The 21,418-nt window shown below is 63.2% G+C and carries 44 protein-coding genes and 1 tRNA gene; 13 read left to right on the forward strand and 32 right to left on the reverse strand.

The annotated features are described in order from the left end of the window. Positions 1-79: 79 nt before the first annotated feature. Positions 80-568: a terminase small subunit gene (locus TSO5_RS03220; RefSeq protein WP_109150217.1), complete on the reverse strand. Its 489-nt coding sequence runs from the start codon at positions 566-568 to the stop codon at positions 80-82. Positions 569-688: 120 nt separating this feature from the next. Between TSO5_RS03220 and TSO5_RS03225 the strand changes: the two genes are divergently transcribed. The 11 genes from TSO5_RS03225 (at position 689) to TSO5_RS03260 (ending at position 4,998) form a co-directional block, all read left to right on the forward strand. After that, positions 689-1,387, forward strand: a complete 699-nt coding sequence (locus tag TSO5_RS03225) for a hypothetical protein (protein ID WP_109150218.1) — start codon at positions 689-691, stop codon at positions 1,385-1,387. A 172-nt stretch (positions 1,388-1,559) separates the two neighbouring features. Further along, positions 1,560-1,808 (forward strand): hypothetical protein, encoded by a 249-nt coding sequence (locus tag TSO5_RS03230; RefSeq protein WP_109150219.1) that lies wholly within the window; start codon positions 1,560-1,562, stop codon positions 1,806-1,808. Between the two features lie 59 nt (positions 1,809-1,867). Then, positions 1,868-2,230 carry a hypothetical protein gene (locus tag TSO5_RS32095; RefSeq protein ID WP_146203668.1) on the forward strand — a complete coding sequence of 121 codons (363 nt, stop codon included), beginning with the start codon at positions 1,868-1,870 and terminating at the stop codon, positions 2,228-2,230. A 73-nt stretch (positions 2,231-2,303) separates the two neighbouring features. Further along, positions 2,304-2,453: a hypothetical protein gene (locus TSO5_RS32545; RefSeq protein WP_158282337.1), complete on the forward strand. Its 150-nt coding sequence runs from the start codon at positions 2,304-2,306 to the stop codon at positions 2,451-2,453. Positions 2,454-2,455: 2 nt separating this feature from the next. Continuing rightward, positions 2,456-2,623 carry a hypothetical protein gene (locus tag TSO5_RS32550; RefSeq protein ID WP_158282338.1) on the forward strand — a complete coding sequence of 56 codons (168 nt, stop codon included), beginning with the start codon at positions 2,456-2,458 and terminating at the stop codon, positions 2,621-2,623. Between the two features lie 117 nt (positions 2,624-2,740). Then, a complete protein-coding gene (locus TSO5_RS03235) occupies positions 2,741-3,031 on the forward strand; it encodes an HU family DNA-binding protein (protein ID WP_109150220.1) in 291 nt (96 codons plus the stop codon). Next, positions 3,031-3,420 carry a MucR family transcriptional regulator gene (locus tag TSO5_RS03240; protein ID WP_109150221.1) on the forward strand — a complete coding sequence of 130 codons (390 nt, stop codon included), beginning with the start codon at positions 3,031-3,033 and terminating at the stop codon, positions 3,418-3,420. The genes TSO5_RS03235 and TSO5_RS03240 overlap by 1 nt, the downstream gene beginning before the upstream one ends. Positions 3,421-3,546: 126 nt before the next feature. Continuing rightward, positions 3,547-3,960 carry a hypothetical protein gene (locus tag TSO5_RS03245; RefSeq protein WP_109150222.1) on the forward strand — a complete coding sequence of 138 codons (414 nt, stop codon included), beginning with the start codon at positions 3,547-3,549 and terminating at the stop codon, positions 3,958-3,960. A 68-nt stretch (positions 3,961-4,028) separates the two neighbouring features. Further along, positions 4,029-4,295: a hypothetical protein gene (locus TSO5_RS03250; protein WP_109150223.1), complete on the forward strand. Its 267-nt coding sequence runs from the start codon at positions 4,029-4,031 to the stop codon at positions 4,293-4,295. Between the two features lie 68 nt (positions 4,296-4,363). Further along, on the forward strand, positions 4,364-4,597 hold the full coding sequence (locus TSO5_RS03255; RefSeq protein ID WP_109150224.1) for a hypothetical protein: 234 nt from the start codon (positions 4,364-4,366) through the stop codon (positions 4,595-4,597). A gap of 107 nt (positions 4,598-4,704) precedes the next feature. Continuing rightward, positions 4,705-4,998: a hypothetical protein gene (locus tag TSO5_RS03260; protein ID WP_109150225.1), complete on the forward strand. Its 294-nt coding sequence runs from the start codon at positions 4,705-4,707 to the stop codon at positions 4,996-4,998. On the opposite strand, the gene TSO5_RS03265 is transcribed toward TSO5_RS03260, so the two are convergent. The 10 genes from TSO5_RS03265 to TSO5_RS03300 are packed head-to-tail and all read right to left on the reverse strand — an operon-like array spanning position 4,992 to position 9,021. Beyond that, positions 4,992-5,438 carry an NADAR family protein gene (locus TSO5_RS03265; RefSeq protein ID WP_109150226.1) on the reverse strand — a complete coding sequence of 149 codons (447 nt, stop codon included), beginning with the start codon at positions 5,436-5,438 and terminating at the stop codon, positions 4,992-4,994. The genes TSO5_RS03260 and TSO5_RS03265 overlap by 7 nt on opposite strands. Continuing rightward, positions 5,438-6,055, reverse strand: a complete 618-nt coding sequence (locus TSO5_RS03270; RefSeq protein WP_109150227.1) for a hypothetical protein — start codon at positions 6,053-6,055, stop codon at positions 5,438-5,440. The genes TSO5_RS03265 and TSO5_RS03270 overlap by 1 nt, the downstream gene beginning before the upstream one ends. Then, positions 6,055-6,198, reverse strand: coding sequence for a hypothetical protein (locus tag TSO5_RS32555; protein ID WP_158282340.1), 144 nt, complete (start codon positions 6,196-6,198; stop codon positions 6,055-6,057). Before TSO5_RS32555 ends, TSO5_RS03270 begins: the two co-directional genes overlap by 1 nt. Further along, complete coding sequence (locus tag TSO5_RS03275; protein WP_109150228.1) at positions 6,188-6,637, reverse strand: deaminase; 450 nt, start codon at positions 6,635-6,637, stop codon at positions 6,188-6,190. Before TSO5_RS03275 ends, TSO5_RS32555 begins: the two co-directional genes overlap by 11 nt. Further along, complete coding sequence (locus tag TSO5_RS32560; RefSeq protein WP_158282341.1) at positions 6,634-6,810, reverse strand: hypothetical protein; 177 nt, start codon at positions 6,808-6,810, stop codon at positions 6,634-6,636. Before TSO5_RS32560 ends, TSO5_RS03275 begins: the two co-directional genes overlap by 4 nt. Then, positions 6,807-7,049 carry a hypothetical protein gene (locus tag TSO5_RS03280; RefSeq protein ID WP_109150229.1) on the reverse strand — a complete coding sequence of 81 codons (243 nt, stop codon included), beginning with the start codon at positions 7,047-7,049 and terminating at the stop codon, positions 6,807-6,809. Before TSO5_RS03280 ends, TSO5_RS32560 begins: the two co-directional genes overlap by 4 nt. After that, positions 7,039-7,254: a hypothetical protein gene (locus TSO5_RS03285; RefSeq protein ID WP_109150230.1), complete on the reverse strand. Its 216-nt coding sequence runs from the start codon at positions 7,252-7,254 to the stop codon at positions 7,039-7,041. Before TSO5_RS03285 ends, TSO5_RS03280 begins: the two co-directional genes overlap by 11 nt. Beyond that, a complete protein-coding gene (locus tag TSO5_RS03290; RefSeq protein ID WP_109150231.1) occupies positions 7,251-8,135 on the reverse strand; it encodes a dATP/dGTP diphosphohydrolase domain-containing protein in 885 nt (294 codons plus the stop codon). Before TSO5_RS03290 ends, TSO5_RS03285 begins: the two co-directional genes overlap by 4 nt. Further along, positions 8,132-8,728 (reverse strand): hypothetical protein, encoded by a 597-nt coding sequence (locus TSO5_RS03295; RefSeq protein WP_109150232.1) that lies wholly within the window; start codon positions 8,726-8,728, stop codon positions 8,132-8,134. Before TSO5_RS03295 ends, TSO5_RS03290 begins: the two co-directional genes overlap by 4 nt. Then, a complete protein-coding gene (locus tag TSO5_RS03300; RefSeq protein ID WP_109150233.1) occupies positions 8,725-9,021 on the reverse strand; it encodes a hypothetical protein in 297 nt (98 codons plus the stop codon). The genes TSO5_RS03295 and TSO5_RS03300 overlap by 4 nt, the downstream gene beginning before the upstream one ends. Before the next feature lie 160 nt (positions 9,022-9,181). Between TSO5_RS03300 and TSO5_RS03305 the strand changes: the two genes are divergently transcribed. Further along, complete coding sequence (locus tag TSO5_RS03305) at positions 9,182-9,472, forward strand: hypothetical protein (RefSeq protein ID WP_109150234.1); 291 nt, start codon at positions 9,182-9,184, stop codon at positions 9,470-9,472. 4 nt (positions 9,473-9,476) lie between these two features. Here the strand turns inward: TSO5_RS03305 and TSO5_RS32100 are convergent, their stop codons facing one another. The 14 genes from TSO5_RS32100 to TSO5_RS03370 all read right to left on the reverse strand — a co-directional run bounded on the left by TSO5_RS32100 (position 9,477) and on the right by TSO5_RS03370 (position 17,166). After that, on the reverse strand, positions 9,477-9,689 hold the full coding sequence (locus tag TSO5_RS32100; protein ID WP_146203669.1) for a hypothetical protein: 213 nt from the start codon (positions 9,687-9,689) through the stop codon (positions 9,477-9,479). A 393-nt stretch (positions 9,690-10,082) separates the two neighbouring features. Continuing rightward, on the reverse strand, positions 10,083-11,351 hold the full coding sequence (locus tag TSO5_RS03310; RefSeq protein ID WP_109150235.1) for an RtcB family protein: 1,269 nt from the start codon (positions 11,349-11,351) through the stop codon (positions 10,083-10,085). A 69-nt stretch (positions 11,352-11,420) separates the two neighbouring features. Next, a complete protein-coding gene (locus TSO5_RS03315; RefSeq protein WP_146203670.1) occupies positions 11,421-11,741 on the reverse strand; it encodes a hypothetical protein in 321 nt (106 codons plus the stop codon). A 75-nt stretch (positions 11,742-11,816) separates the two neighbouring features. Next, positions 11,817-12,005 carry a DUF2190 family protein gene (locus TSO5_RS03320; protein ID WP_109150237.1) on the reverse strand — a complete coding sequence of 63 codons (189 nt, stop codon included), beginning with the start codon at positions 12,003-12,005 and terminating at the stop codon, positions 11,817-11,819. Positions 12,006-13,021: 1,016 nt separating this feature from the next. Continuing rightward, a tRNA-Pro gene (locus tag TSO5_RS03325) sits at positions 13,022-13,098 on the reverse strand. Between the two features lie 197 nt (positions 13,099-13,295). Further along, positions 13,296-13,625, reverse strand: coding sequence for a hypothetical protein (locus TSO5_RS03330; RefSeq protein WP_109150238.1), 330 nt, complete (start codon positions 13,623-13,625; stop codon positions 13,296-13,298). Between the two features lie 324 nt (positions 13,626-13,949). Continuing rightward, entirely contained in the window at positions 13,950-14,186 is a 237-nt protein-coding gene (locus TSO5_RS03335) for a hypothetical protein (protein ID WP_109150239.1), read from the reverse strand. Then, positions 14,183-14,518 (reverse strand): hypothetical protein, encoded by a 336-nt coding sequence (locus TSO5_RS03340; RefSeq protein ID WP_109150240.1) that lies wholly within the window; start codon positions 14,516-14,518, stop codon positions 14,183-14,185. The genes TSO5_RS03335 and TSO5_RS03340 overlap by 4 nt, the downstream gene beginning before the upstream one ends. Next, positions 14,515-15,294, reverse strand: coding sequence for a hypothetical protein (locus TSO5_RS03345; RefSeq protein ID WP_109150241.1), 780 nt, complete (start codon positions 15,292-15,294; stop codon positions 14,515-14,517). Before TSO5_RS03345 ends, TSO5_RS03340 begins: the two co-directional genes overlap by 4 nt. Before the next feature lie 20 nt (positions 15,295-15,314). After that, on the reverse strand, positions 15,315-15,545 hold the full coding sequence (locus tag TSO5_RS03350) for a hypothetical protein (RefSeq protein WP_109150242.1): 231 nt from the start codon (positions 15,543-15,545) through the stop codon (positions 15,315-15,317). Next, complete coding sequence (locus tag TSO5_RS03355) at positions 15,542-15,991, reverse strand: hypothetical protein (protein ID WP_109150243.1); 450 nt, start codon at positions 15,989-15,991, stop codon at positions 15,542-15,544. The genes TSO5_RS03350 and TSO5_RS03355 overlap by 4 nt, the downstream gene beginning before the upstream one ends. A 4-nt stretch (positions 15,992-15,995) precedes the next feature. Further along, on the reverse strand, positions 15,996-16,241 hold the full coding sequence (locus TSO5_RS03360) for a hypothetical protein (RefSeq protein WP_109150244.1): 246 nt from the start codon (positions 16,239-16,241) through the stop codon (positions 15,996-15,998). A gap of 225 nt (positions 16,242-16,466) precedes the next feature. Continuing rightward, positions 16,467-16,781 (reverse strand): hypothetical protein, encoded by a 315-nt coding sequence (locus tag TSO5_RS03365; protein ID WP_109150245.1) that lies wholly within the window; start codon positions 16,779-16,781, stop codon positions 16,467-16,469. A 136-nt stretch (positions 16,782-16,917) separates the two neighbouring features. Then, positions 16,918-17,166: a hypothetical protein gene (locus tag TSO5_RS03370; protein ID WP_109150246.1), complete on the reverse strand. Its 249-nt coding sequence runs from the start codon at positions 17,164-17,166 to the stop codon at positions 16,918-16,920. Positions 17,167-17,377: 211 nt separating this feature from the next. Between TSO5_RS03370 and TSO5_RS32565 the strand changes: the two genes are divergently transcribed. Further along, positions 17,378-17,539, forward strand: coding sequence for a hypothetical protein (locus TSO5_RS32565; protein WP_158282342.1), 162 nt, complete (start codon positions 17,378-17,380; stop codon positions 17,537-17,539). A 50-nt stretch (positions 17,540-17,589) separates the two neighbouring features. Here the strand turns inward: TSO5_RS32565 and TSO5_RS03380 are convergent, their stop codons facing one another. From TSO5_RS03380 to TSO5_RS03410, 7 genes are all read right to left on the reverse strand, one after another. Continuing rightward, positions 17,590-17,964: a hypothetical protein gene (locus TSO5_RS03380; RefSeq protein WP_109150248.1), complete on the reverse strand. Its 375-nt coding sequence runs from the start codon at positions 17,962-17,964 to the stop codon at positions 17,590-17,592. A gap of 76 nt (positions 17,965-18,040) precedes the next feature. After that, positions 18,041-18,319: a hypothetical protein gene (locus TSO5_RS03385; protein ID WP_109150249.1), complete on the reverse strand. Its 279-nt coding sequence runs from the start codon at positions 18,317-18,319 to the stop codon at positions 18,041-18,043. A 68-nt stretch (positions 18,320-18,387) separates the two neighbouring features. Beyond that, positions 18,388-18,876 (reverse strand): hypothetical protein, encoded by a 489-nt coding sequence (locus TSO5_RS03390; protein ID WP_109150250.1) that lies wholly within the window; start codon positions 18,874-18,876, stop codon positions 18,388-18,390. A 123-nt stretch (positions 18,877-18,999) separates the two neighbouring features. Further along, positions 19,000-19,311 (reverse strand): hypothetical protein, encoded by a 312-nt coding sequence (locus TSO5_RS03395; protein ID WP_109150251.1) that lies wholly within the window; start codon positions 19,309-19,311, stop codon positions 19,000-19,002. 429 nt (positions 19,312-19,740) lie between these two features. Next, the gene (locus tag TSO5_RS03400; protein WP_109150252.1) at positions 19,741-20,196 is read right to left on the reverse strand and encodes a hypothetical protein; all 456 of its coding nucleotides are present in this window, start codon (positions 20,194-20,196) and stop codon (positions 19,741-19,743) included. Positions 20,197-20,352: 156 nt separating this feature from the next. Further along, entirely contained in the window at positions 20,353-20,646 is a 294-nt protein-coding gene (locus TSO5_RS03405; protein ID WP_109150253.1) for a hypothetical protein, read from the reverse strand. A gap of 197 nt (positions 20,647-20,843) precedes the next feature. Next, the gene (locus TSO5_RS03410; RefSeq protein ID WP_109150254.1) at positions 20,844-21,416 is read right to left on the reverse strand and encodes a hypothetical protein; all 573 of its coding nucleotides are present in this window, start codon (positions 21,414-21,416) and stop codon (positions 20,844-20,846) included. Positions 21,417-21,418 lie beyond the last annotated feature (2 nt).

The raw sequence follows: 21,418 nt of genomic DNA on the forward strand, positions 1-21,418 counted from the left end.
ATGCAGTCCTTGCTTGCAGCATGAGTTCCCAGTCCGTTCTCACATCCCGGACAATCTGATCACTTTCGTGTAGTGACCCCTACTTGGCCAGGGCGTCCAGCGCCCCCTTCTTGTCGTGCAGCTTGATGCGGGTGCGCCGCTCCACACCGCCGTCGCCGTCCTTGCCCAGCTTGATGTCGGACTGGTTGATCTCGGCGATGGCCGCACGGGCGTCCTTGTTGTTCTTGATCAGCGCCAGATTGACCGTCGCCTCCCCGTCGTCGCCGATCTCGATCACATCGCCCAGGTCGCTGAACGCCATGCGGGCGTATTCCGCCAGCACGCGTTCGTTCGTGATCTGGAACTTGTCCAGCATCGACCCGACCGCCTTCGCGATAGCGGCTTGGATGCGCGGATCCTGCAGCAGGCGCGATGCCGTCGGACCGGACGAGCGCTTGCTGTAGCCGGCGCGGACGGCGGCGTCGCCGCCTTTGAAGTCCTTCAGGTATTCCTGCACGAACAGCGAGTGCTGGACGCTGAGGTCGTCGTCCGTCGTGAACCGCAGGGTGTTCTTCCGTTTCTCCGCCATCTCGACCCCTCAGAAAGGCGCATCTCTGTGCATTAACAGTCCTGTTTGGACTATTTCTCTTGCTGTGAATGACGATCTGTACTAGAATGATGCCATCAAGACAAAACAAGGAACTGCAAAATGTCTTTCAAGACTGACTTGAGCTATGCCAACGTCCTGACCAGCGCCATCAATGTGGATTGGCAGGAACTGCGTGGCGATGATCTCGAAGGTGTGCAGATCATCCTCCCGAAGATTACCCGTGACGTGCTGGAGCAGTACAACGCGGAGATCGACGAGTTTGACGAAGCCGACTGGCTGGAAGACAATCCCGCCGAAGACTTTGCCACCGAGGATGAGCGATCCGCGGCGATGGCCAAGGAAAAACAGGAGTTCGACGAGAGCGCCCTGGATGACGCCATCGAGCGGTTTAAGGAGAGCGACGCCCATCATGAGTGGGCCGACACCTTCGAGCCGATGATGAACTACTTCTGGCCTGTCGAGTTGGGCTATGGCGTCGAACTCGAAGAGGCCGCCACCATGATCGATCAGCACGCCGGCTGCGCCACCCTGGTCTATGTCGAGAGTCTCGACACCCACGGAATCGCGCTCTCCGGCGGCGGGATGGACCTGAGTTGGGACCTTGCCGCGGCCTATCTGTGCTGTGGTTGCGTGCCGCCGCTGAACATTCTCAGCGGTTTGCCGCACATGAAGGAGCGCTCCAACGAGGTTATCAAGCACATCGTCGAGGTGTGCATCCCAAAGGCCGCCGAGTTCATGGAAGATCGGGCGAACAGCCTGCGCGACCATGCCAACAAACTGACCGACCTGATCGAGTAAAACCCAAAAGCCCCACCTCCAAACAGGAGTGGGGCTTTTGGCGTTTGTGGTGCTGATGACGTTCCGGGCTACTAATCAGCGCAAATAGTCCAAATAGGACTTTACATAGCGCGAGAATAGCCGTATATTTACTTCATCAAGAGCAAACAATTCCGAAACATTGGAGATTACGATGACGGTAATGAGCGATGCGCTCGACCTGATCCGCAACAACAAGTCCGCCGTTCTGGCGACCATGGCTGATCTCTCCGTTCTCACGGGCAGAGCAGTCGGCCAAACCGACGCCCTGCGTCTCGCCTACCGGGCGGTGTGCCGCGGAGGGGTGGAAGCGCTCAGCGGAACGGTCGTCAGTGAATACCGGTATCTGCTCGACCGGGCCATGGCCCGCGGAAGCTGGTCCGGACACCCCATCGGGCAATAGCCCGCCCAGCCCCAGATCGCGAAAGCGACTGGGGCTTTTGGGGTAGGAGAACCTCAAACATGGAGGAAACCATGTGTAAACTGTACGTGATCGACCCCTCGTCACCAGCAGGTCATGATCACCAAGTATTCGACAGCCAAGCACAGGCTGAAGAATGTGCGATCACGCTGTCTAATTCCAAAGGTGGCGAACGGATATATGTTTGTGGCGAACCGTTCGTCGACCAATCTAATTTTCGGCGAACTGCTTACAAGGTGATTTCTATCTCCGGAATCCCGCGCTCCGCCAGCCGGAAGTCACGCAAAGGTGGCTCCGCGGCGGTTCTTCAGGCGCCAACAGGGGCGCAGAAGATTGTCGAAACGGAGCCATCAAGATGGGAACCACTCGGCAGTCATGTGGTCGAATACGTCGTAGGCGCCTGACTAACCCAGCCCCAGAGCCCGTCAAACCGGGACTGGGGCTTAGGGCGTAGAAGACCAACCACAGGAGGACTTCATGAACACCCTGCGTTACAGAGTCTACACCAACCACGTCCCGCTGCCCGGCCTGTTTTTGCTGCCGGCAGCCCAGGAAATGTCTGTCCGCATGCAGCAGTTCTTCCCGTCGGTGCGCACCTACTTCCGCTGCGAGCGGGCGACGGTGTGACCATGGGAGAACGTCAAATCGGAGCCGTTGTCCTGGAAGAAACGGACGAGCGCTACACCATCAGGATTGACCTGGATAAGGCCATCCTGGAGGAGGAGGCCCAGAAAGCCGCCGGCAGCGCGTTGATGAACTGGCTGCGCACCCTGCTGCCGAATTGGATCAGCAAGTAGCCCCTAAAAGGCCGCCCGGAAATAGTCCGGTGCGGCCTTTTTGCGTTGACGTGGTGGACTATCGGCCATAGCTTTTCACCACCGGGCGCACGATCTCGCGCCGCAATCCCCAAATCCATGGCAAGAGGAGCCATCATGAGCACCATCAACAAGCCCGAACTGGCTGCCCAGCTCGCCGCGAAGGCCGGCATCACCAAGACCGAGGCCGCCCGCCACATCGACACGCTGACCGACCTGCTGGTCGAGAACCTGAAAGACGGCAACGACGTGCGCCTGCACGGCCTGGGCACGCTGAAGACCGACGTCAAGCCGGAACACGAGGCGCGCAACCCGCGCACCGGCGAGACCTTCACCGCGCCGGCCAAGCGCGTCGTGAAGTTCAAGGCGCAGGCGGGGGTGTTCGCCTGATGGACGCGACCCTGCACGCCCTCACGGCAAACATCGTGAGCGCTTACGTCGGCAACAACACCGCGCCGGCCAGCGACCTGCCGGGACTGATCTCCACCGTCTACGGCGCTCTGTCGCAGGCCGGCGCGGCGGTCGAGGAGAAGCCCGCTCGCGAACCGGCCGTGCCGGTGAAGAAGTCCATCACGCCGGACTATCTGGTGTGCCTGGAGGACGGCAAGAAGGTGAAGATGCTGAAGCGGCATCTGCGCAGCGCCTACGACATGTCGCCGGCCGACTACCGCGCCAAATGGGGGCTGCCGGCCGACTACCCGATGGTCGCGCCGAACTATGCCGCCACGCGGTCCGAGATGGCGAAGCGCATCGGCCTGGGCAAGAAGACGGCGCAGTAAAACGCGCCAACACGACCAAAAGAACGCTGCGAATACTGTTCGCGGCGTTCTTTTTGCTTGCGGTTATGACAAGATGGACTATAATGGTGACATCAAGACACAATACATACCAAGAGGAGATGCGTGATGGCATACGTGCTGTCTCTCAAACACGCTCGCAAATCCGATAGCGACTTTGTTATCGCGGCTGCGCGAGCTTTCTACGTCGATTGGTACTTCAGCGATCTCAACCCGCGCAAGCCCAACGAGAGCAAGCTCTCTGGATGCGAATTGACCGAGGAAGCGCCGGAGACGCAGCGGTGGGCTTTCAAGCTGGCCCGAGAATTTGCCACCGGACTGGTTGGCAAGCTCGGCCCCTCCCTCCCGGTGATCCTGGAGGGTTGGCGGAAGACCTGGGACGAATACGCCCACAAAGACCGGGAAAGCTCCGACGAGAACATGGGCTGGTACGCCGCTATGGAGGCCATGGGCCACGGCGCCGGCCTCTTCGACTTCGGCATCGAGGTCGATCTCCCGCACATCGAAGCATACCCCCGCTGAACCCCAGCCCGGCGCACCGAGAGGTGGCCGGGCTTTGGTGGCAGAAGCAAGAACTCATGGAGCACCCCATGGAATACGAAGCGAAGTGCGGCACGCTGGTCTACTGGGACTCCTTCGCGGGTCTCGTGCCCTGCCGCATCGAGAAAGCCGAACGCGAAGCCGGCCAGATCAAAATCACCGTCGAGGTGACCGCCGATCGCGGACCGTACAAGCGGGGCGAGCGGCACACCAAGAGCGGCCAGTGGGTCGTTCCTCGTGATCGCGTAAAGAACCGCCGCCACTGCAGCACCCAGATCCTGCCGTTCGCCTGGAAAGTCCCGGAAGCGGCAGCTTGATCCCCAGCCCCAGACCACGCGAGTGGCTGGGGCTTTTGGGGTAGGAGAACAAACCCGAGGAGAAGCCAATGGCCATCTACGGAGAAAACGCCAAGCGCAACGCCGAGGCTGCCCGACAACTCATCGTCCACCTTCAGGAAGTACAACGCCTGATCGACCTGATGAGAGACAAGACCGGCATCACAAAGCCGTTCGACGAGGCATTCGGCAAGCTGGACAACGACCTGCTGTCGGTCGCCGACGGCATGATCGCCGCCCTGAGGCACGGCATCGACCGCACCAACGCCATGTACGGCAAATAACTGCCAAAGCCCCAGCCGATTCCTCGGTCTGGGGCTTTGTGATTCAGGCCTCCAGATTGCGCCTCCGTCTGCGGGCGTGATACGCTCGACGCAGCGCGGAGGATGCGATGCAGAGCGATCCAGAGACCATCAGGGCGATCGAGGCTCGGCTGGCGGGGTTTGCCGAGATGTCGGAGCATGGGCGCATCGACGGCGCCGCGCTGCTGGACTTCAGCAAGGGGCGGTCCGATCTGCCCAGCACCACGACCAAGCTCGGCCTGCGCGGATCGCGCGGCATGACGCTGGTCTTCGAGCTGCTGGAGCGTGCCGGGTTGGAGCGGCCGGCAGTAGCGTGGGGAGAGGCGCAGGCGCCACTGTTACCGAAATGTCGCGCCAAGTGGATGGTGTGGCTGTTTCATTGAACGCTCCGATGCCCGATCATCTGATCGCGAACATGCATGAGAATCCTGCCCAGGTGGTTTTCGCCCTCGCCACGGCACACGCCCCAGAAGATGTCTCCCCAGGTATTCCCCTCGACCAACTCGGCATCGCCGGTGGCGAGCAACGCCGTGGCAAGGTGATTATGCGACCAGAACTTCTCCATCACGAGGAATGTCATGGCGGGAACCTTTACGTCATCCCAGTCAGGCCGCATCAGTAGCCATTTTCCCGCCTTCTTGGCTGACCCTGGGGAGGAGAGAAGGGCGATCTTCCTCCGCTCCGCAACGTCGAGCGTCTTCGTGGCCTGGTAAGCGTGCTCGACCGTCGGGTAGGTGATGCCGCCAACCGATATCCGAACCGGCTCGAAATTCGACAGGAAACGGTATTGACCATGAAAGCTGGTGATCGGCGCGTGCGGCATCACAGCCCCCGCCAGTTCGCAAGCGCGTCCAGCGCCTCGCGCAGAGCCGCCGCGGTGGCGCCCTTCGGCACCTCCTGCAGACACACCACCGCCGCCAGCAGATCGGCACGCTGCGCACCGACGGCCCGCCACACCTCGCGGAAGCGCGCCTGGTTCTCAGCATCGGCGTCGCTCATCTCGCCGTCGGTGCGGGTGCTGGCGACGCTGTAGCTCGCGCTGACCCGGTGATCGAGCCCGGTGCTTTCCCACAGCTTCCGCAGCCAATTGGCGGCCGAGACGCGCCGGTCCAGGGACACCTCCGCATCGGCGCGCTGCCGTTCGGAGGCTCCGGCCGGCAACTCGTCGGCGATCAGCCCGCGCTCCACCATCGTCTCGAACAGCGATTCCGCCACCACCAGCGCACCGACCCGCTGGCTGACCCGCGCCTCCTCCGTGATGAAGTGGCGCTGGACCGTGACGCCCATGCCGTGCCGAGCGCGCTCCGGCGTACCGGTGTCGTCGCCGTTGATCGACAGCACCAGCCCCGTCTTGCGATCGCGCTGGAGGCCCTGGGCTCGCAGTTGCTGCTCGCGCGTGACCGGCCGCGGCGCGGCGGGCTTCTGCTTCCGCTTGCCCATCACAGCACCCCCAGACACGCCAGCAGCAGGCGGGCGGCGGCGTAGACCAGCGACCCGACACCGCCCAGCAGCAGGAACGTCAGCACAAAGGCCGCGACGGAGGCGTGGGCGCGCTGCTTGATGGACCGCGCGTCAGAAGGCATAGTCCAACTCCTCGAATTGAACGCCGGCCTCAATGAAGAGGGTGCGGGCCTCGGCGGCGCTCGCAGCCCAATCGGCGCGCAGCTCGGCGCCGGCCGGCCACACGACCCGCACGATGCCGGCCTGAATCAGCAGGGCGGCGCATTGCGAGCAGCAGGGGGCGGTGACGTAGGCCGTGCTGCCGGCCAGTGGCGTGCCGACGCGGGCGGCGGCTGCGACCGCATTAGCCTCAGCGTGGGTAACCCTTAAGTGTTTTCGCGGCCGGTCGACGTAGATCTCGACATCGTCGCGGCAGCCGCGAGGGAAACCGTTGCGCCCCTTTGCTCGCACTTCGCCGCCGGGTCCGATGATCGCGCAGCCGACTTGAGTTGATGGATCCTTGGAATAGCGCTGCGAGACCCGCGCCTCGTCCATGCCGTATTGATCGTGGCGAGAAGTCATGAGGCGCTTCCTGACTTGATGATCGAGATGGCGCAGCAGCAAGCCTCGACGATGCAGATAACGACGTCGAAGGCCGCGAACGCCGTGTTGCCGGCGAGGAAGTTGCGCACCGCGCTGTAGCCGGCCGCGCCGGAGACGAACGCCGCGACGGACGCCCAGGCTGCCCACCTCATTTCGGCGCCTTTCGCAGATTCATGCGCTGGGCGACGACATGGGCCTCGATGTAGTCTAGGTTCTGGCTGAAGGCCTTCTCCGCATTCGCTCGGGCCTCCGCGATGGCGTGGTCGTTGCCGCTCCACATGGCCGCCCGGTACATCGTCACACTGCCCTCCACCATCAGGTTGGAGGCGACGACGAACTCAGCAGCCCGGATCGGATCCGGTGCCGAGGGATTGATCGTGTCAGCGGACATGGCCAGTCTCCTGCGGGCAGCGCTGCTCCGGAATCTCCCGGCAGCTGGTGCGGGTGGTGGGGACGACGACAGTGCTCGGCGGCACCTGGATGGCATCGCGCGGGCCGTCGTCCTCGGCGGAGAGCGCCGCGGCGGCCGGCAGCAGCAGCCACAGCACCACGATGACGAGAAGGGTTGCCGCGATGGCGGCGCGCTGGACGGTCATGGCGTCACCTTCACGACGGGAGAGCCGCGGTCATCGGTGCCGAGGCCGCGCAGGTCATAGGTCAGCAGGGTGATGGCGCACCAAGCCGCAGCGGCCAGATGATGACCAGGGTCTTGCGGATCGTCCCGCTCTCCGCCCCAGAACGCCCAAGCGTGCCGCATCATGGCGTCGAATATGCGGCTCCAGGCCATGCCGCGCGCCCAATTTCCGCGACCGTATTTCTCGGCACCCAGCATGTAGCGCTTGATGATCTCCGCCATGGCGTCCGGCGGAATCTGGCTCCACTCCAGCTTGCCAGCATCATCCTTGACGCCTTCGCCAGGAGCGGGCGATGCCGGAATCCGATCGAACCCAAGCAGGGAATCAATTTCATCCTGATCAAGCACCCGCGTCGACCCATCGTCATCGGCGGAAGTGGGGCCGGGGCGCTGATCGGCGCCGCGCCGCTCTTTGAGCCGATCCTTGATCGACCCCAGGATGGCGTCCATCGGGATGGGGGATTCGAAAACCCTGCACGGCTCGGCGGCGATGATGAGCGGGCTCCCGTCCGGCATTTTCAGGATATTGTCGTCGGGAATGGCGCCACCATCGTCCTCCTCCTGGATCCGGCGGATCGATGCCAGAATCTCCGTCATCGACGGCTCGCGGCCTGCGGCGACGATCTCGATCAGTGCATCCCACTCGCCACGCGTGACGAAGGGCGGCAGCGGGTCGGCAGCCCTCATCCGCTGCGCCAAATCGGTGTTGCGCAGCACGCCGGCGCCATCACCCTCCGGATCGCGCGCAGCGGAGCGGATCACGGCCCAGTCCTCATCCGTGAACCCAGCCGGCGGCGAGCCCACACGGACACGTTCAGCCAGCGACTTGTCGAAGTCGGTCATTTCGCCACCTTGGGCTTGTTGATGTAGTCGATGGTCGGCGGGCCGCCGTGCAGTGCGTCCCACACGAAGAAGGCGTGATTCTTCTTGCCGCCGTACTCGCCAGCGAAGAACTGCGCCCGGCTGGTCAGCACCAGCTTGCGGGACCAGTGCGGGCAGCGTTCGAACAGGTCGGACCGGGTGCGGGCGCTGTCGAAGTCGACGCGCAGGAACATGGCCACCATGCCACCGACCGGCATCATGAGCTTCAGCGCGTGCCGCACGAACGCCTCGGCCAGCTTGCCGCGCTCGCCGAATGGCGGGTTGGTGAAGATCGTCCGAATGCCGCAGGCGGCATCGAGCGGCGGCGTGTCGAGGAAGTTGTGCAGTCCGTCCAGGCCGTCGTAACCGTGGTCGTGAATGTCGGTCGCCCACGTGCGGTAGCCGGCCTCGCGCAGGATGCGCGCCATGGCGCCATCGCCACAGGCGGGCTCCAGCACCTCGCCGCGGAGCGTCAACTTGTCGAGCGCGCCGGCCGTGATCCAAGGCTCGGTCGGATACCAGTCGAAGTCGGACCGCTCGTGACCGCTCTCGGTGTGGGTGGCCAGCTTGGTCATGCGGAGCCCTTCATGGCGGCAAGCGCGCCGGGATGAACGTTGAAGATGCCCGACTGCACCTGAGCGCGGAGTTCGGTCGCGCGATCGGCGATCTGCTGCTGGCCGGCCCGGATCAGCGACTGGTGGCAGTCGCCGATATGGACGGCGGTGCCGGTGCCGGTCACCACCACGCGCTCCCAGTCCTCGCCGTGCAGCGAGCGACCACACGATGGGCAATCGACCACCGCTGGGTAGGCGCGCTGCCCGAGCTTCTTCAGCCGGTTGGCGCCGCGTGATGCAGCCTTGCTGGCCAAGTGGTGTCCTCAACATCGTGCGGTGGGTGTCGGCTCATAATAGTCCGATAAGGACTATTCACTGTGTACCGAAATGGTATTAGACAATTTGCGGGTATCCTTGACAGGAGTATGTTCCTAGGTCAAAAATGTGCGCACCCACAACGCAAGGAGGAACCGCATGGACGCAGACATCTCCCACGCCGAAAGCGCAGCCACCATCGCCACTCTGACCGCCGCTGCCACCGGGCAGTCGGAGGCCGTGCGCTCGGCGTTGGATCAGGTCACGCTCCGCTGCGCGCCGCACAGCCAGCAGGAGGCTGCTGCGATGGCGGGCGCGCTACGGAGCGAGCTGTCACGGGTTTACGAGGAGGCGCTGGGGAGCCTCAGCGTGACGGACCATGACCTGCTGCACCGGTTGTCGGCCTGCACCGACGGTATCAGCGGGATCGAGGCGTGGTTGGCAGGGTGAGGCATCACCCCTTCACACAGACGACCTGGCAGACTTCGCTTTTCGCATCAACCCGGTCGCTTGCCCAATGTCTGAACGTGTCATTGATGAGACAGGTAAACTCATCAATGGTCATGTCCGACTTCGCCCTGTTGATTTCAAAACAGCACGGCACGCAATTCTCTGTGGTGTAGCCCTTCAGCGGATCTTTTCTGTCTATTCCGTTGAAAAGCATCACGCTAGATCCGCGATATGCCATCGGTCGCGATGGAGGGCGACCTGTATAGTAACACGGAGCGAAAATCAATTCAGCAAATTGCCTGTCTGTAAGGGAGAATTCAATTTTACGCCTTCTGGCGTTGTTTTTGTAAGACGCCAGAAGGCGGGCAAATGGCTTCCCTTCAGGAAATTTTGTATCTCGACGCGCGCACCCGCAACTTATCGTTTTTCCTCCGATCAGGCATCGACTTGTCGTCGTGATCTCTCCACCGCAATCACAGAGGCAACGCCATGCAGCAAAAGAACAGCGCACTCGCCCATTATTATCTGGATAGGCTTTGCTTCCATTCCTCGAAACTACAGTAAGTCGCCCGAACCTGCGGCCTGTCAGATCTATAGCCAAAACCATAGATCACCCCTTTACACAAATGACCTGACGAAGGGTGTGAACAACCTCAACTAGATCCGACTGTGCAGACATTACTTGGTCTATGTCCTTATACGCCGCCGGCGTTTCGTCGATCACGTCGGAATCCTTCCGGCACTCGACGCTGGCCGTGGCTGCCTCGTGATCAGCAATGGTGAACCTCTTCTTGGCTTCAGCGCGCGACATCGCCCGGCCGGCGCCATGCGAGCAGGAGCAGAAGCTCTCGTGGTTGCCCTTGCCGCGCACGATGAACGACTTGGCGCCCATGCTGCCGGGGATGATCCCCATCTCGCCGGCGCGGGCACGCACCGCCCCCTTGCGGGTCACCCAGACGTTCGCACCAAAGTGATGCTCTTTGACCACGTAGTTGTGGTGGCAGTTGACGGCGGTCAGGCCGTACGTGAACTTGCGGCCGAGCGTCGTCATGATGGCCTGCATGGTAGCATCCATCATGACGCGGCGGTTCGCCTGCGCGAAATCCTGCGCCCAGCTTACCGCCTCGACGTAATCGTCGAACAGCGGCGTGCCCTCGGGCAGATAGGCGAGATCCTTGTCGGGAAGGGGCACGAACCACTTCGCGCACTCTTCCTGGGCGCGCTCGATGAAATAGGTGCCGATGGCGTTGCCGACGCCGCGCGATCCGCTGTGCAGCATCACCCACACGCGATCGGCCTCGTCCAGGCACAGCTCGATGAAGTGGTTGCCGGTTCCCAGTGTCCCGAGGTGCCGCGGCGCCCGCAAGCCGGCGCGCTCCAGTTTGGGGTGCTTGGCCAGGATCGCGTCCAGCCGCTCCTTCAGCGGGACCATCTCCTCCTCGTCGAAGATCGTCGTGAAGGCGTTGGCGATGTTCGTCGGTACCTCGCCCCAGGCACCCCGATCGTTGGCCCCACCGTTGTCGGTGCGCCCGTGGGGAACGGCGGCCTCGATGGCGCTGCGGATGGCGCGCAGGTTGTCCGGCAGGTCGTTGGCCGTGAGGCTGGTCATGGCCGCGCACATGCCGCACCCGATGTCCACACCCACCGCCGCCGGCACGATGGCGCCGCGCGTCGGAATGACGCTGCCGATCGTCGCACCCTTGCCCCAATGAACGTCCGGCATGGCGGCGACGTGGTGGAAGACGAAGGGCAGGGCGGCGACATTGCGGAGCTGCTGCATGGCGGAATCCTCGACCGGGACACCGCGCGTCCAGGTTTTCAGCGGCTTGCTGCTGGCGTCCTGCGGAGCGTGATAAATGAACTGTCCATTGTTCGTCATGCTGCAATTCCTTACGAAAAAGCCGCCCGCACCAGATGGCCGGGCGGCTGCACGTTGACGCGACGTCGATCAGACCAGGCGCTCGATCCGCTCCACCTGCTCGGTGGTGGCCGAATTGACGGCGTCCAGCCGGCTCAGCAGGGAGAAGATCTCGTCGACCACGCCGGTTGGGCCGGTCGCTTTGCCTTCGGAGCCGCCGACGCCGGAGATCTCGGCGCCATAGGCACGGTCGCCGGCGAGGGACAGGTGGTCGAAATTCGCACCGGCGCGAGCCAGGATGGCTTCCAGGCGATTGCGCACGGTTTCGAGGGTCGTGTCCGGACGATCGCGCACATCGGCGGTGGCGACGGACTCCGCGATGCGCTGATAGGCGGAAAGGCTGTGGCTCATGGTGATCCCCATGACTTATTTTGCAGGATGCCGCCCCGCACCGTGCAGGGCGGCCGATTGCTGAAGGAGCGCCGATCAGCGCGTCTTGGTGCAGGCGCCCGGGCGGACCAGCCGCTCCTTGTCGCTGGCGTCCTTGGTCTTCAGGAACGCGCCGTTGGCGCCGGCGACCGTGGCGGTGATGGTGGCGGTGACCTTGGTCGTGGCGCGACCGCTCGGGCGGAAGGTGACCTTGTCGCCGACCTTGAACTCGGAGGTGGTGCTCATGCTGTCTCCGTCGGGGGAGGGTGGGGAAGGGGTGCCGGGCCTTCCACCCGGGCTGGGCGCCTATATCGGAGCGTCGTCCCGTCCAGCCTGCCTCACCTGGACCGAGGCCCATTGCGCAGGGCGGCGCGTGCGGTCGCATTAGTCGTCCGGTACTGAACCGCCAGCCATTCCGGAGACCTGCCGGAGGTTTGCCGCCATCCGACCCGCCCACCACTCAGGGCCTACGCCCATGTTTCCGACCGCAAGGTGGCTCTGGTCGCCGGCTTAGCCTGCCATCGCCCCGCCGGAGGAGCTTTTCGCTGACAGGACCTCGATGCCCATTCGGGCGAAACTGGAGCGGCCGACCGGCACGGACCGGCCTGTTCGCATGTTGGGCATGCCTAGGAACCGACCAACCGCTATCCCCCACCGGGAAGCCGCATGAAGTGCCGGGTATCCTCCGGCTGCGGTTCAGCGCTGCGCATCGCCTCCCCTCTGACAGACTTTCGCACTGCCTGCGGCCTACAGGCGCACACGCTAACCCGCGTCGCCAGTGGTAGACACACCGCCGCCGGGCCGCTGGTGCGGATGGCGGAACCTGTTTCGACACTGGACTAGACCGCTCGCTCCCCACACCGATTTAGTCCGCTGTCGGCGGTCAAGCGCACAACGTGCTCCCGCCTTGGCGTATTTACGGTCCATAGCCTCGTCCGTCCGCCAGTGTCGATCTGTTTGCGGCGCAGAGGCGTAGGTGGATCGGACCCTGCCGGCTACCGGCCCCGTCTCCCTGTTGACGGCCCTTGGTGCGCTTGCTCCGCAACTCGTCTGCCCCATGCGCGGGGCGAATAAGCTCTAGCGATGCGGTCAAACCGTCTCTCGCCAGAGAGCCCACGGCGCGCCGCGGGTTGGTATCTTGGGATGGGCTCTCACCATCTGCGGCCCGGAGAAGCCTCTTCCTGTATTCTCGACGTACCCGGTGGCACACGGGAAGGTCGAGAGCGTCCAGGCTCCGCATCGCATGCCCATTCAGGCAAATCTGGTCGGGGTGGCAGGGTTCGAACCTGCGACCTGCGGTACCCAAAACCGCCGCGCTACCAAGCTGCGCTACACCCCGGTGTCAGCGGGGCTCTCACCCGCTTTCCGCCCCACTGTGGCTGGGGCGTCTCATCCGTGCCGGGCCCGATTGACACCGAACCGCTTGGGTGCTGCTGTCGCCGCGCCCTGGCTAGGACCACCTTCCGATCTTCATCGTGCGGCGTCCGTGGGTCCAAAATAGTCCTTGTTGGACTAAGCGCAAGCAAAAAATATATCTCAGAGGTAGTAGTCGAGATTGCCCTTGCCGCCCGGCACTTGCGGCTCCAGGAAACCGGCGGCCGACTGGATCAGCTTGCGAGCGCGTTCGATGTCCGTCGGCGACGGTTCGCCCGTGAGCGCAGCACCGGCCAAGGCCAGCAGGAAGAACGCGCCGGCGGGGCTGGTGGGCTGCAGATCGGGCGCCGACGCCTCGACGATGGCCAGTTGCTCTTCGGCGTCGGCGACCTGCGGATGGATCATGGTCCCGCGGTCGAAGTCACGGATGGTTTGGATCAGCGCGCACGCGCGCTTGGCCGCCGCGGCTGCGGGGCAGGGTGTGTCTGACACTGCACTCTCCTCTGATTTAGCGTCGGCGCCGCACGCCGTCGTTGCTGGATATTGAACGGAGCCCCTCTATGCGACAACCCCTGATATTCCCGTATTCGGAAACACGGGTGTTTCACGGAAAAACTGAACTAATACAATGGCTTATAACTGTGATTCGGCCATTTACCGTGAAACGACAATGACCGTGCATCGCCGCATCAGCCTTACCAAGAAATACTCACGCCACCGCCGAACCGCAACCGGTGCAGATGACCTATGGCGAAGAGTGGCCGACCGCAAGTCTCCATCATACGGGCCTAGGACCCACGATCTATAGTTTCGCGCCTAGACCTTCCGACAGGTAATAACGATGGTCTCTCCAGCGTTCCAGGGCGGCCGATGGTTATGCCTGTCAGTCGCGAGCACTTCCATCCGGCCTATGCCTCCGATCTGCACCTGCCGACCATTCCAGTGATCGTGGTCATTGACCGTCGCGATCTCCCGCGTCGTGATGCTGCGCGCGGTGGCGGGGTGCGGGTTCGGCGCCGGCCCGATGTCGATCACCTCGAAGCGAGGTATCATGCGTAGATTCCGCCACGCAGGATGCCGAGCGGATGCTGCGGCGCGACGATAGGGAACTGCCGATCCACCGACAGGCCGGTGGCCAGCACGCCCATCTGCCGGCGGATGGTGCGCTCCTGGGTGGCCGAGCAGTAGATGACGCCGGCGGCTTGATCGACCATCGGGTCGGCATCGCGGAACTGCGGAGTGCGGAACTCGACGTACGGATCGAAATCGAACCAGCGCGCCAGCCAGTGAACGAAGGGGTGCGCTGGGCTGCGGTGGACGGTCTCGCCGTCCGGCACTTGCGGCCAGTTGGGCGACACCACGATGCGGAAGCCGAACGGGTTCATTGCTTGCCGGCCTCCTTCTTGGCCTCGTGCTTGGCGCGCTCGGCGGCGCGGAACTCTTCCGCCCAAGCGGCGCCTTGCTTCACAGCGCCTTCGATGGTCTCGTCGTAGAAGTGACGGCCGGTGGTGTACCCCCACGAAAAGCCGTAGCCGTGCTCGCAGAAACTGGTGGGGACCGGCGTCCGGATCAGCACCAGGAAGCCGAACAGCCCCTTGTCGCGCAGTCGGTCGGCCAGGATCTCCCTCGCTTCCTCGTCCGACATGGCCTCAAACTCGTCCTCGTCCTCGTCACTCGGCATGACGCTAATCGGGATACTGCGCCAGATTGGGGAGGCGGGGTCATCCTGCAGGTCGCGCAGGTCGTCCAGCAGGTTCTCCAGATCCTCGCGGCACCCGTCCGGGTTCGCCACAATGGCGCCCAGGTGCAGGATGCGCTCGACGGCCAGATTGGCGTCCCCGCACATCTCCATCACCGAGCGATTGCGGTCGTCGATGCCGAGCGCGATCTCGTCCAGAACCACCCCGGCGTCCGCCGCCTGCTTGGCGCAGTCCGCCATGAAGGTGTTGGCCGCTTCGAGCGCCTGCGCGGAATCTTCGAAGCTGTCATCGCCGACGATGGTGCCGCGGACCATGGGGCGATGCACAATGACGTTGGTCTTCATGTTGCCGGAAGCCGCGGCCTCAGCCGGCCCCTTCGCGAAGAAGGCCGACCGTTGTTCGGCGGTGGTGGAGGCGTCCCGCAGCCAAGCGAGTTGGCGTCTGGTCAGGCGGTAGGTCATTTGATGGCTCCGAAATTGCGCTAGGAGAGGGTGATGCCGACCACATCGCCGGCCCGAGCCGCGACCCGCAGGCGCTTCTGCGCACGGCGGAACCGCTTCAGGTCAGCTCGAGCGATGGCGGCCAGGTCGTCGTCGGTGGGCTGGGGCGGGGAGGGGATTTCGACGACGTTCACGATGGAGCCGTCGTCCATCACAACGCGGCACATGGAGGCGGCGAAGAGGCATGCCGCCAATCCGGCGCGATTCTTCATGACGGATTCTCCGGAGAGGCTGCGGGCGCTCCGGGTCCACGAGTGGCGTCGATGGCGTCGCGGGCAATAGCCTGCAAATCAGCATAGAAGAGCCACGGGTCGCCGATGCAGGTCTTGGTGTCCAGGGGCTCAGCGATCTTCTCCAGCGCCTCCAGCAAACGCTTCGCCGTATCCTCCGCAGCTTCCCGCGCCTTGTTGGCGGCAACGGCCTTGCGCTTGATGCGGCGCGTGGCTTCCGGCCAGTTCCGCGGGTCGCGCTCGTACCGCAATTCATCCACCTCGTCCTGAAGTCGTTTGGCGCGCTCCAGCACCGCCGGCAGGTCGTAGGTATCCTTGCCGCGCAGAATGACGTTGCGGGCTTCGGCGCGCTGGGAGCGCTCGGTGGCATCGGCGGCATCGCGGCGCGCGATGCGAAGCTCGGCTTCGAGGGCTTCGATGGTCGCCATGCTCTCAGTCCTCTGCATTGGTCTGCGCAACAGACGCCTTCGCAACCGACGGCACGAAGACCGTCATCCTGGAGCCGGCCACCGGCTTGCGGAAATTTGGCTGGCCCTTGTTCGGGCCGCGCGTGATAAGCGGGCACTGGACGCCGGTGACGTTCACACCGCCGTGAAGCTTGACGAAGTTGTAGGGGTGCCAGCCCGGCTTGCCGGCAAGCTTGATCGCCTCGCGTTCGAGGCGGGTTTCGTAAACCATCGTTTGGATTGCTCCTGTTGTGCACGTCATGGGCCAGCCCCGGCGCAGTTCGGTTCGTGAGGGGCCACTCGGCTGCTCAAGGAGAAGGGTGCGGCAAGCCTGATCTCATCCCCCTGATGGCCATCTCGGTGGAGGCGATTGCTGCGGCTTGGCAGAGCCGCGTCCTCACCACCCAGACATCGCCGCCGTTCCACACCGAGGCTGACCGATGACGCGCATTGTTGTTCAGTCCCCGCGCATTGCCGCGTCCAGCCCCACCGGCGCACGACCGGCGACCTTGTCCAGCAGGCCCAGATCAGCGAGCGCCTCCTGGGCCAGGGCGACGCAATCGTCGAGGGTGCGGGTCGGTCCGTAGCGCAGGCCGATGCAGCGCAACACCTCGATCAGCTTGTCCGGCGGGACGTGGCCGGCCCAGGCCGTGCTGCAGGATTCGCAACGGTCGGCCTGCGGGTGACCACGGAACTCGGTGCCGCAGGTGCGGCAGTGGCATGTCGCGGTGCCGGGCCCATAGCCGTAATGCAGGTAGACGCGCTCGGTCACGGCTGGTCTCCGTTGGGTGGGTGCCGGTGCGCGACCGGCGGGCGCAACATCGTGCGCGGATAGTCCACTTAATATGACGTGCCGGACTATTTTGGGGAAGCGGAAAATGCAGGCTGCCGGGCGATGGTCCCTGCGATCAGCGCTGGGGAGGTTGGTTCTCAGGCTTGGCCCGGTTCTCGGCGATCGGATCGTACCCGCGCCAAGTGGTCGCCGGCACGCGGCACTCTCCGCACACCACCCGCCTCAGGGCCTCAGCAACGCGGCAGTCGGCGCCAGCGTGCGCCACCAGCACCGCCACGTCGAGCGTCTTCTCCCGGCCGCAGGCGGGGCACCGCGCATACAGCCGGGCGCCGGGGGTCAAATTGCCCAGGGTGTCTGGCGTCATGATGTGTTCTCCTTCCGTTTTCATGGAAGCGGAAAGCGTGAACGGCGTCAAGCGGTTGGCCAGAAACACGTAAGGGTACTTATGGAAATTAATTGCGCATATTGCGGAAGGCGGCTTCCAAATTGCAGAAAATTGCGTGGCCGGTGCGATTTTGATTCGCAAGCGTATGACCTTTAGGCTAGGCTTGCTCATCCTTTCGATGGAGGACGCCATGCTCAGACCGTTTGCCGCCCGCAGTGCCGTCGACGCCATCCACCGCCTGCGTGAACACAGCCGCAGATGCCACGACCTCGCCGCTCGCGAATACCTGATCAGGGTCGAACGTCGGATCATGGCGCTGATCCTGGAGGACACGCCGCCGTCCGTCCATTGAGCGGGCAGCAAAAAGCCCCAGCCGCTGGTGTGCGGTCTGGGGCTTGATGGCTATTCGCCGGTGAGCAGGAGCAGAATGCGGTCGGCCCCCTCCTTCATCTGGGCGAGACCGCGCTTATCGTCGGTACCGACCAGCTTCCGGATGCTGATGGCCAGGGCGGCGACCTCCGCCAACCCCTCCGGCCCGAGCCGCTCCGCCATCTCGGCGGCATCGACTCCCAGCTTGCGGCCGGCACCATCAAAGGCGTTGTAGGCGGCGGCAAGCAGGCGGGCGTTTGGTTGTCTGTCGGGACCGAGGGTGTGGGCGATGAAAATGCCGTCGTTCTTCCCTTCGGTCTCGCCGATGTTGGCCCCGATCAGTTCACGCGAACCATCGGAACGAACAACGGCGATCGGCCCCTGCGTCTGCTGATTGATAGCAGTCATGAAACTCTCCAATTGTTAGGGGTTCTACCGCCAAAGCCCCAGTACCGGCTTTACGGTCTCTGGGGCTGGGGTGGGCCTATTGGCCGGTTGCTTTGGCGATGGCTATGCGCGCTTCCTTTTCTCGGCGCGCAAACTCTTCCCTGTCTTCCTTCGACGTTGCGCGGATCGACAGGTAATTGAAGGCAGCAAAGGCTTGCTCGACGATCGCCAGCAGCTTCGGCGCTGACGCCATCAACTGGAGGTCCTCGGGTTTGTACTGGTGGTCCGAGAAACTCGGCACCAGGACCATCTGCGGGTCGGCCTCGTCGGTAACGATGCAGCCGTCCAGCACCTTCCAGTTCTTCTGGTTGCTCATGATGTTCTCCAGTGTTTGGGGTTCTACCGCCAAAGCCCCAGGCGGCGGACCGCTCTGGGGCTGGTGGCTCAGCGCTTGCTGCGGAAGTGCTCGTCGAGCGCGTCGCGCAGGTCGTCGCCGAACTTGTCGGCAAGGCATCCGGTGTCCCGGTACCAATCAAAGCCGTAGGGGGTGAGGCGCCAGCCGTACAGGCCGTTGCTATCGTAGGCCAGGATCGCCAATGGCTCGGCGGTGCGGTCATGCAGACCGAGCTTGGCTTCCTCTGCGACCGGTTTCAGGTGCATCTGGGTCTCCCAGCGCTCCGCAGTGCGGACATCGCGGATGGCCCAGTCGCCGGCCGCTGCGCCCATCAGGTTGACCACCAGCCTGTTGTGCAGGTCGGGGTCGTCCAGTTCCTCGGGGGTGTAGCTGGTGCGGATTTCGACCAACGCCGAGGCGGGCTTCATTGCCTCGCGGAGACCGGTGGCGACCTTGTGGTCGGTCGTCGTCAGCGCGAGGGTGATGGTTTCGGATTCCGTATACGGATCCGTGGTGATGTACACCTTGTGGGTGGGCATCTGTCTTCTCCAGCAATTTCAGTGATTTGCTGAAGACAATATGACACATGGGACTATTTAAGTCAACAAAAAGACCGCCAGCTGCACAAGAAGAAGGCGGCCGGAGCCGCCCTCCACTTCGGTTCAACCTGCGTAGAACCGCCCGATCACCGCCAGCCGCTGGTCGTTGCCGGCAAGCGCGTTCGCCACCCGCAGGATGCGGTGGCTGGCTTCGTCCAGATCGCCGCCCACGATCGCGTCGTGCGCCAGGTACAGGATCGCCGCCACGGCGCGCGGATCGTTGACGCCCATCAGCAGCACACCGGTCCCGCAGGCGGGGTCGACGGGCTCCTCCCCGTCCGTCTCGACGTGCCGCTGTACCGCAGCAGCCAGCCGGTCGACGGGATCGCTTTGTTCCCCTATCCCATCCAGGAAGGTCGTGTTAAAGGTCTGCATCGCTGTGCCTTTTCCAATTGGTCCAGCTGCGGCGCCCCGGTTCTTGATTGAGCCCTCGACCCGGGGCGCCACCGCACCTCCACCCTTAAGCGCGCGACCGACGCGGCGCAACCAATTCCTTCGGTGGAGCACCTTTCCCTTAGATAAAATAACAGTTGACGCAGACGTGGGTTCTCACCAAGCGCCGCCGCCCCTATCCGTGACGTCACGATACCTGTGGATCAGACATCGATAACATCGCGGCAGCCGCCATTCTCCGTGACGTGTCATAGCGATTATTCGCTGCGCGCATGTCGGTGACTTGGCGGCACAAGCACGAAACACCGACGCGCGTCAACCGCCGTCGGTTCGGGTGCGGCAAATTGGATGGACGAAAGCAAAACGCCCCGCACGGAGGAATCCGGCGGGGCGTTTTGGTGTTGCGTTGCCTCAAGATTCGGCGCGAGCGCGCAATTCATCCTCAAGGCTGAACGCTTCGCTGTTGCTCTCCAGGTTCAATTCCGCGGCCTGTTGGGCAGTCAGCGGCTTGAAGTCGTAGAGGTTGATCTCCTTGCCGGCGTTCATTGCATCGGCATATTGATCTGCCTCCGCGACGGTGCCGAACCCGTACAGGGTCTGGCTGTTGTAAGCCCGGAACTCGAACCACTGCTCGGTGGCGTTCCGCGCCCACAGCTCCATCACGCGATCGGCCCAATCCTCGACCAACCTGGTGTGGCTCTCGTCCGCCCAGAAGGAGGCGATGTCGCCGCCATTGGCCTCGTAGTAGGCGATCAGGTCGGCCTTGCTGGTGGCGTTGTACCAATCCATGGCCGCTTCATGAACGCCCCGAGAGGCGAAGGTGAAGGAGTTGCCGGTGTCGGAATTGGTGATGGTAATGGTCGTCATGTTGCTTCTCCTCTTATGCTGTGAGTATTTGCAAACATATCGCTCACGCGATCCAATATGATGAATACTACCACAGCACGAATATTTATCAAGCAATACGTCACCAAAAGAAAACGGCGCCCCTTTCAGGACGCCGTCTAATTTCTGCACTGGCCGTCACTCAGGCCATTCTTCTTCCTCATCACTGGCGTACAGGGTCGAAAAGTCGCCCATCTTGTCTCCGGCGATCCGCTTGAGCGCGTTGGCCACGGCAATGGCGCTTTCGGTGCTGCGGCCATCGCCGGGCGCATCGGCCCACACGCGGCGCAGGTCAGCGACCTGTTCGGCGGTCAGTGGAACAGTCACCCGCTTCGGGCTATCGAACCACTGAGCAACCGCCTTGTCCTCATGGACAGAAATGATGACCGCGTTTGGCCCGCCAGTCCATCCAGTCTCGAATACCTTCGCCATTCTTTCTCTCCATTCAATAGTTGAAACCTTATACGCGAATACTACCACATAAACAGCAATACTCAAAAAGAAAACGGCGCTCCTTTCAGGACGCCGCCTCTTGTATCACTCTCTCGATCTCGCCAATCGGCACCTGCTCGCCGAGCGTGGTCCGCAGGGCCTTCTGAATTTGCTCCGCCGTCTTGCCGGCGGCATGCTCATCCCGTGCCAGACACCGCCTCGATCACGGACTTTATCGCCTCCATTGGCACATCCTCGCCATACATGCTTTTTAGCATGCGGTGAATGTGGTCTGGCGACTGGCCTTGGGAATGGCGGCGAATGATGCTGGATCGCGATCTGCTGGAAATCGGTATGGGGTCGTTGACGATCCGGTGAATTGCGCCAAGGGACAGCTTTCTCCCCCTGTCCTCCGCAGCTTTTTGGATGAATCGCAGCACCTTCCCCTCCGATCTGAGGGTGTGCATCATGGCTAGGATTTCTTGCTCCTCCTTGTCCTCCACCAGAGCGCCGTCGCCCCCTACACGATAACCGAACGGCAATTTGCCGCCCACGTATTTGCCTTGCGCCCTGGCTTTGACGCGAGAGCGCTTGATAGCAGAACTGATATCGACGCGCTTGCTGGGGAATTGATGCACTCTGCCGTGACATGGGCTGCACAGCCAAACAGTCAGGTCGTCTGGGCAACCGTCGGAGCGCAAGTAAAGATGATGCTCCTCAATTGCGTCATCACGACCGCAACAGGCGCAGATTTTAGGGCCGTAGGCCATAC

It is taken from the genome of Azospirillum sp. TSO5 (genome assembly GCF_003116065.1).
In the GTDB taxonomy this organism is placed as follows: Bacteria; Pseudomonadota; Alphaproteobacteria; order Azospirillales; family Azospirillaceae; genus Azospirillum.